The organism is Okeania sp. SIO3B5 (assembly GCF_010692555.1).
Classification (GTDB): Bacteria; Cyanobacteriota; Cyanobacteriia; order Cyanobacteriales; family Microcoleaceae; genus Okeania.
Genome location: NZ_JAAHHG010000503.1, coordinates 1 through 7,286, shown reverse-complemented (window position 1 = coordinate 7,286; position 7,286 = coordinate 1). Strand labels below are relative to the sequence as shown.

Here is a 7,286-nt window from a genome sequence, read left to right as displayed (position 1 = left end):
AATTCTTTACAAAAGTGGATAATGCCTATTATCAAAAGCTTACGAGCATTTTGTTGGTTTTACTGATTTGACAAATTGACTAACTTGTGTACTCCTAAAAGTTGTTTTTTGTCGTTGCGATCGCAACTACACTAGGAGCTTTCAGACTTCCAAACATCAAATGATATTTTTGTCAAGTTTTATGTTAAGAAAGATGTTTATAAAGCATAGCTTTCAAAGGGGTGTAAGGGGGGATGCCTTCTGCCTTCTGCCTTCTGCCTTCTGCCTCCTGCCTCCTCCTGTTATAAACCACTTATTTCCAGAAACTACCCCAACCTTTACCAGATTTTTCAGCAGTTTTTTCCGCTTCTTCTGTTGTTTCTTCAGAGCTTTCCAGATTTTCTAATGCCTCAGAAATATCAAACTCAGAAACTAAATATTCAGCAGATTTTTCAATAGTTGGATAATCCCAAAATAAAGTAGAAGGTAACTCTAACTCTAATTCATCTTCCAACTCGCCAACAAGAGTTACGGCATCAATTGAGTCTAAACCATAACGAGTTAAAGACTCGGTAAATTCGATGGTACTTTTGTCAACAGATAATTGTTCTGCTAACTTTTCAGCAATCCACTTTTGTAAGATTTCTAAAGGGGAATCTTCTGTTTTTGCTTCAGTATTAAGCGTGCTGGAGTTCTGAACTTGCATTGGTTTTATTCTCCTGTTTTTGAGTTTGTGCTAGTTGAAAAGGAACAATAGAAAATACTTTATTTTCGTCATAAAGTTTGAGCATTTCTTGAGTAACTTTTTCCCAATATAATTGCTCTACTTTTTGTGAATGCCCAAAAGGTTGCAATAAACGATTTAAACACAGTACCAACCACTCACCACCTGCAAAAAACTCACCTAGTATTTCGCGGTTATAAATCCACATATGCACACACGCAGCAGCAGCGTGTAAAGCACAGTAATTTTTCGCTATTTCAAATAATTCTGGTGACTGGTCGTGACCAAACTCAAACGCTGAATTAGCAATTTGTTCGTCATGAGCGTTTACTTCTTCAATAACACACTCAGTCAGTGTAGTAATTTGCTCTAAAACTTTAGTGTTTAAATTATCAGTTTTTAAATCTTTTAACTGTTCTAACGCAATTTCCAATCCTTGTAAAGCATCATCAGCACCCCGTCCTACAATTTCCAGTTTTTCTGGTTCAAAAGTAGGCGGTTGTTTCTCCAAGGAAAAGATTATTTCTAGACGAGATTTCATTGCTTCCATTTTAGCATAATTCCGTCGAGAACGTTGTTTAGTTAACTGACGAAACTGTAAAATTAGAGAATGCAAATTAACAGTTGTACTTCCATCAAATACACTAATAATTGAATTATCTCTCAGCACTTTTTGGAATATTCCCCAGTCATGTTCTTCCCGCATATAAAACCGAGAACCTAACACTGATGAAATATTATTAATCATTGTTTCTAACTGAACAGTAACAAAATATTTCACCACTGCTGCCCAAACACTAAATTGTTGGGGAATAACATGAAATCCTCTTGCTGCTCCAATAGTTTCACAATCACAAATTAAGAGGTCTAAAAAAGCATCTACCAGAATTTTTCTAGGTTGAGGAATGTCAAAAACTGTTTTATTGTAAATGACCCGATTAATCGCAAATTTTAGTGTAGTTCTTAAAGCTGTATCTGCTGCTCCATGAGAAAAAGCTGCACACAAAGTTCGAGTAATTTGAAACCCTTTAAGAGCTACTTCTAGACCTGCTCCTTCTCCCTTAATCAACATATCTTCGGGAACAAAACAATCCTTAAAACCTATCCCACTCATATCAGAAGCACGAATTCCATGAGTAAGAATTTTTGGTAAATTATAGTAATTATCTGGGTTTATTCGATTTTTTTCTACCATAAACAAAGACAGACCCCTAGCTCCTCCATCTTTTTGGTCAGTCTTTGCTAATATATAAGATACTCCAGAAATAGTTGCACGATTTATCGGCCACTTTTCTCCATTCAGTAGATAACCTCCAGGAACTTTTGTTGCAGTCAAATCTCCACCAATGAGGTCAGCACCATGTTCCTTCTCTGAGTAACCAAGGCACATTGTCCCGTGTTCATCTTTTATATAAGTTGCTAACTTCTGCTTTTGTTCCTCTGTACCTGCCATCCAGGTAATAAAAGACCAAAACATAGTAGTAAAAGCAATTCCTATTGTTTGGTCGCGCCTGCATAAAACTCTAACGAAGGCCACAAACTCTTCAAAAGAAGTAAACTCTCCCCCACAATTAACAGGAATATAGTGATGTTGTAGCTTCCAATTATAGAGCCATTCAATTTCCTCATGTGGAAATTCCTCACTCTCATCAATTTCAATTACTCTCTTGAAAGACATTGTACTGTCTGGATTTTCTGGATCGCCAAGAGCACGCTCTAACTCTTCAGCTACCCAATATTGCTTGAGTTTATCCATACTAAATCTCCTAATTTTTCAGTTAAATTTCTAGTGCAGGATGGCGGAAATACAGCACTTCCCATTTTTATCAGGTACAATCCGAAGATGGCTAGATTGCCTCACTACAATATTTTCACTATTTACCCTGTACCTCATTTCCCCGAAATATGCTGTAACTCACCAGTTACAAAATCCTAAAAGCCTTACCGAATAATTAATAATTAATAATTAATAATTAATAATTAAATAATTCTGGTTTAAAGCCTCCCCTTTTAAGGGGAAAAAAAGTGCTAGGATATTTCCTTATATTCAATTCCGTAACGGTTTTAATCAGAGGTAGTTATCAATTATCCATTATCAATTAATGTAATGAACAACCAATACTTTTGACTTTTAACTTTTGACTTCCGCGTAGCGGCACTAGCTATTTTTCATTTGGGATGCTAATGACTCAACTTCTTCTTGTAACTTTCGATACTTGGAGGTTAGTTGAGGATTTTCACTCCAGTCAGATATCACGTCCAGGGTTCCGGCCATAAAATTAGAACGACAAGCACGACGTTGAATCTTGCCACTAGCAGTCTTGAGAATATTTCCTGGTTTAGCCAAAATTACAGCATAAGCTTGTAATTCATGGTCTTCTGAAACAGCTTGGCGGATATCATTGATAACTTTCTCCGTATCCAAATCTTGAGTACGACGTTCTACCTCTTGAACAATAACTAAATGTTCATCACCCCTAACTTCCACTGAAAAAGCAGCACCATAATCTGGACGAAGTGCCGGATGAACCTGTTGTACCGTCCACTCAATATCTTGGGGATAGTGATTTGTACCTCGGATAATAATTAGATCTTTAATCCGACCTGTAATATACAACTCCCCATCTTTCATAAATCCCAGGTCTCCAGTCCGCAAGAATGGACCTTCTCCACTATCTTTGATGTAACCTTGGAATGTTTCTTTAGTAGCTTCCGGACGTTCCCAATAACCTTGAGCGACACTGGGGTCTGATACCCAAATCTCCCCAACCTCATCAGTAGCACATTTTGCCAAAGTTTCTGGATTAACAATAGCCACCTGAGTTTCACAAACCAAGCGACCACAAGATGGATAAGCTCTTACCCCTGTTGCATCGGGAGAAACTTTTACAATTTTATTTTTTTCTACTAGAGCTGTTGCATCTATAGTGCAAAGTATCGGTTCTGTGAGTTTAGGTTTAGCTGAAACCAGCAAAGTATCTTCTGCCAGTCCATAACACGGAGCAAAAGCACTCCAACGAAAACCACAAGCTAAGAAAGTTCCGTAGAAACTCTCCATAACCTTTGGGTTAATAGGTTCCGCCGCATTACCTGCTGCTTCCCAATTACTCAGGTCTAAAGTAGATAGTTGTTTTGGCTTAACTCGTCGAACACAAAGGTCATAAGCAAAGTTAGGTGCTTGAGAATGGGTTGCTTTATAATTAGACATAGCTTGCAGCCATCTCAGGGGTTGCTTCACAAATGAGAATGGGGACATTATGTAGCATGGAGTTCCGTTGTATAGAGGCTCCATCATTCCTTCAACTAACCCATAATCGTGAAAGAAAGGCATCCAGGTAATAGTTTTACTTTCTGGCGTGTATCCACAAGCTCTCTGTAAATAGCCTAAGTGGTGAATCAAATTTTTGTGGGTCAGCATTACCCCTTTTGGAGTAGAAGTAGAACCAGAGGTATACTGCAAATATGCCAGTGTATCGCCAGTAATACCCGGATCTTTCCATTCCTGAGCTATTTCTAAATCAACAGACTCGGTATCTATCCATCGCATCGTCTCGAACTCAGGAAATTCATCAGCCACTTCTTCTACAAGGGAAATAATTGTGGCTGTTGTCAGAACTATGGAAGCTTGGGCATCTTGAACTATTGCTCTGAGTCTAGGCAAGGTTCGTTTGAGACGACCTGCTTCTGGAGGAGGTACTGGAATTGCGATGACTCCAGAGTATAGACAAGCGCAGAACGCTGCTATTGCTTCTAGTCCTTGTGGGTAGAGTAGTAAGCCTCGCTCTCCTTTGACTTCATTTTTCTGTAAAAATGCTGCAATAGCTCGTACTCGATGCTCTAGTGAAGCATAAGTAAAGTTTTCCCCTTCTTTTTTACCGTCAACCAAAAAAGTGTATGCTAACTTTTCTGGTTGTTCTGCTGATAAAGTTTGAAGTAGGTCTATTAAGGTAGAATATTTCACTGTCTCACTCATTAGAATAGGAGAAGTAGTGACGTTCTCCTACATCAAATCAAAGATTATGATGTAGGCTTCCCAACCTCACGGATAGGGCTTTCTGTTTCATAGGGAGTGTAATCACTTAACCCTCCGCAGACAGAGACGATGAGACCCACCGCCTTTTTGTACTAAACAATCCCATCTCTCGGCATTGAATGACCGCAATGCGGACATTTAAAATTCTTTGGGCCTCCTAGATTTTGATGAACACCACCTATTAGAATGTAACTTTAGTAACATTTACTTGTTTTGCTTAAGCCTCAAAGCTTGAGAAAGCGCTACAACAAGTTGCTTTTCAAATATGAGAGGGTAATTTTTTTTACTATACCCTTATCCAATTTGTTTTATTCTGGCATAAGTTGATTAACGATGGCAACTTTTCGGTTGCTTCTTTACAGAATCTTTAAGTAAGTTGGATAAGTTTGCAGAGAATTTTATCCTAACTTTATATTCTGTCGGTCAATTTTTAATACTAAAAAAAGTAATACGGCAAAAGCAAGACTTGGTCAATCATCTCTATATTTTAGATTTTAGATAACGCTCTCGACTTTGTTGAGAATTTATAATTATTTCTTAGCAAATATTATCTATAATTTGATGAGTGAAAGTAAAACTTTTTTCCGATGAATCATTACAACAATAATAACTTCCAAAAAAATTCTGAAGTAGACGAGGCATATGTATCAAGTTTACGGAACTCTCTATCTAATATTTTCCAATCACTTCAAGGTTTTTATTCCCAAATTTTAAAGTGGTTTCAAGAACTTCCTCAATGGGCAAAAATTATAAGTTTAATCGTTATTCCTCTATTCATAATCAAGATATTAGAGGCTATTATTAGTTTGGTTTCTTTGTTAATTACAATAGCTGTATTTGGAGGAACGATCTATATAGGATATAAATTTTTATTCTTACCTAATTATGCTGAAACAGGTGAAAATGAAAGCAAAAAACAGAAATAGATTATGATTATAGTTATTGTTTTTTAATAAAAAATAAATCAAAAATATAGATAAATTAACACATTAAAAAATATATAATTTCAAGATGAGTACTAGGCTTAGTAGTAATCTTAATCGAAGTAAAATTTGCTCAATTAGATTAATTCTAGTAATGCACCTAGTGTTAAAGAAAGTGTTAAAGCATTAAAGAAAGTGTCATCTGAAATCTGGTTATACAGTTATCACACTTTCTATTTCCATTCAATGCAGATATAAAATGCCAGAATATCTCCAGATAATTCCCACTCTCATCCTTCCTTTCTCCTGACTCCTGGCTCTGAGAGCAATACGATCAACTAATTACCCCAATTCTCATCTCATATTTTGGGATACAGGAGATCTAAAATCTTCAACTTGTTTCCATCCATCGGCTGAAGCCTGATGGCTTTCAACTGTCAAATTCTAAGGTAAGCACATCAATATGACAAGCCCAACTTTTGGTTCAGATATCTCAGATATCAATAATAGTAATAACCCAGAGGCATCGTGGCAGCCAAAATCCAAGCAATTACCTATCTGGGTCCGTAGATGTGGTGCTTGGACTACAGAAGTATCCCTGGTTGTGCTTAGTGGAATAGTTCCAGTTTGTCTTGGTCACTTGGGTAATATAGGCACCAAATCTGTTCCTCTTAACCCAGTAGTAGCAACAACCACAGAAGTAATTGCCAATACTTTAGGAATTCCTTTACGAAACCGTTATCAGAAAGTAACGCCTCTGGCTAATTTATTTTGGTCGATAGCATTATTTGCTCCTGTCACAATTGTAGGTTGGCAGTTATTTTTGTTAGCTAGAACAGGTCAAACATTGCCTAAGCGTTGGTTTGAAATCAGAGTTGTGACAGCTTTAGGAACTTCTCCAGGCTTGAGAAAAACCTTAGTCCGTGAAGGCTTTGGGAAATGGGGACTACCTATAGGGATTGCCTACTTGGTTTGGTATCTAACTGGAGCATTTCCTTCTTTAGCTATTCTCTTAGGATTATCAGGATTAGCATTACTGGGTGATATTTATTTTGTTCGTTTCAATAAGCTACGTCGCACGGGACATGATCGATTAGGAAACACTTTTGTTGTAGATACCCGTTCTGGCCAATTAGATTCTAATCCTTTTAATTTTATCGATTTTCAGACACAAGCTTCCTCAGCAGCAATTGTTACTACTCACAAAAAATCAGAAGGTTTTCATCTTTGGCCTTGGATGCGAAAAAATCCAGGTATGACTTTACTGATGATAACTGCTTTAGGTATGGTCTCGATTTTGGGGACAATTTTTGGCACTCACGTTTATGTTCAAAATCAAGCAAATTGGCGGGAGTTTAAACAACAAGATAATGATATGTTTCTGGCTCTTGTGAATAAGTTGTCTCTGACTTCGGCTAAACCTCAACAACGACGAGTGGCGGTTTTAGCTTTGGGTTCTACGAAAGATCCTCGTGCTATACCATTGTTAGTAGATTTGTTAGGGCAAGAAAATGAACCAAGTATACTTGATGGAATTCAACAATCTTTAGTTAGTGCTGGACCAACAGTAATACCGGAACTACGTCACTTAAATCAAGCCCTCAAAAACGATCTAGATTCTCTGAGA

The 7,286-nt window shown here is 37.3% G+C and carries 5 protein-coding genes; 2 read left to right on the top strand and 3 right to left on the bottom strand.

Annotation, left to right across the window (positions count from 1 at the left end; all coding sequences use genetic code 11):
- Positions 1–292: 292 nt before the first annotated feature.
- The 3 genes from F6K54_RS36690 to F6K54_RS36680 form a co-directional block, all read right to left on the bottom strand.
- On the bottom strand, positions 293–685 hold the full coding sequence (locus tag F6K54_RS36690) for an acyl carrier protein (RefSeq protein ID WP_293088834.1): 393 nt from the start codon (positions 683–685) through the stop codon (positions 293–295).
- A complete protein-coding gene (locus F6K54_RS36685) occupies positions 657–2,459 on the bottom strand; it encodes an acyl-CoA dehydrogenase (protein WP_293088832.1) in 1,803 nt (600 codons plus the stop codon). Before F6K54_RS36685 ends, F6K54_RS36690 begins: the two co-directional genes overlap by 29 nt.
- Before the next feature lie 402 nt (positions 2,460–2,861).
- A complete protein-coding gene (locus F6K54_RS36680) occupies positions 2,862–4,676 on the bottom strand; it encodes a fatty acyl-AMP ligase (protein WP_293088831.1) in 1,815 nt (604 codons plus the stop codon).
- 647 nt (positions 4,677–5,323) lie between these two features.
- Here F6K54_RS36680 and F6K54_RS36675 point away from each other — a divergent pair.
- Both F6K54_RS36675 and F6K54_RS36670 read left to right on the top strand, forming a co-directional pair.
- Positions 5,324–5,662: a hypothetical protein gene (locus F6K54_RS36675; RefSeq protein WP_293088829.1), complete on the top strand. Its 339-nt coding sequence runs from the start codon at positions 5,324–5,326 to the stop codon at positions 5,660–5,662.
- Positions 5,663–6,122: 460 nt separating this feature from the next.
- Positions 6,123–7,286, top strand: a 1,164-nt coding sequence (locus F6K54_RS36670; RefSeq protein WP_293088828.1) for an RDD family protein, incomplete at its 3' end; no start/stop codon positions are given.

Excerpts from the sequence above, each read along its gene's own strand:
- F6K54_RS36690 (WP_293088834.1), bottom strand. The coding sequence starts at position 685 with ATGCAAGTTCAGAACTCCAGCACGCTTAATACTGAAGCAAAAACAGAA.
- F6K54_RS36685 (WP_293088832.1), bottom strand. The coding sequence starts at position 2,459 with ATGGATAAACTCAAGCAATATTGGGTAGCTGAAGAGTTAGAGCGTGCT.
- F6K54_RS36680 (WP_293088831.1), bottom strand. The coding sequence starts at position 4,676 with ATGAGTGAGACAGTGAAATATTCTACCTTAATAGACCTACTTCAAACT.
- F6K54_RS36675 (WP_293088829.1), top strand. The coding sequence starts at position 5,324 with ATGAATCATTACAACAATAATAACTTCCAAAAAAATTCTGAAGTAGAC.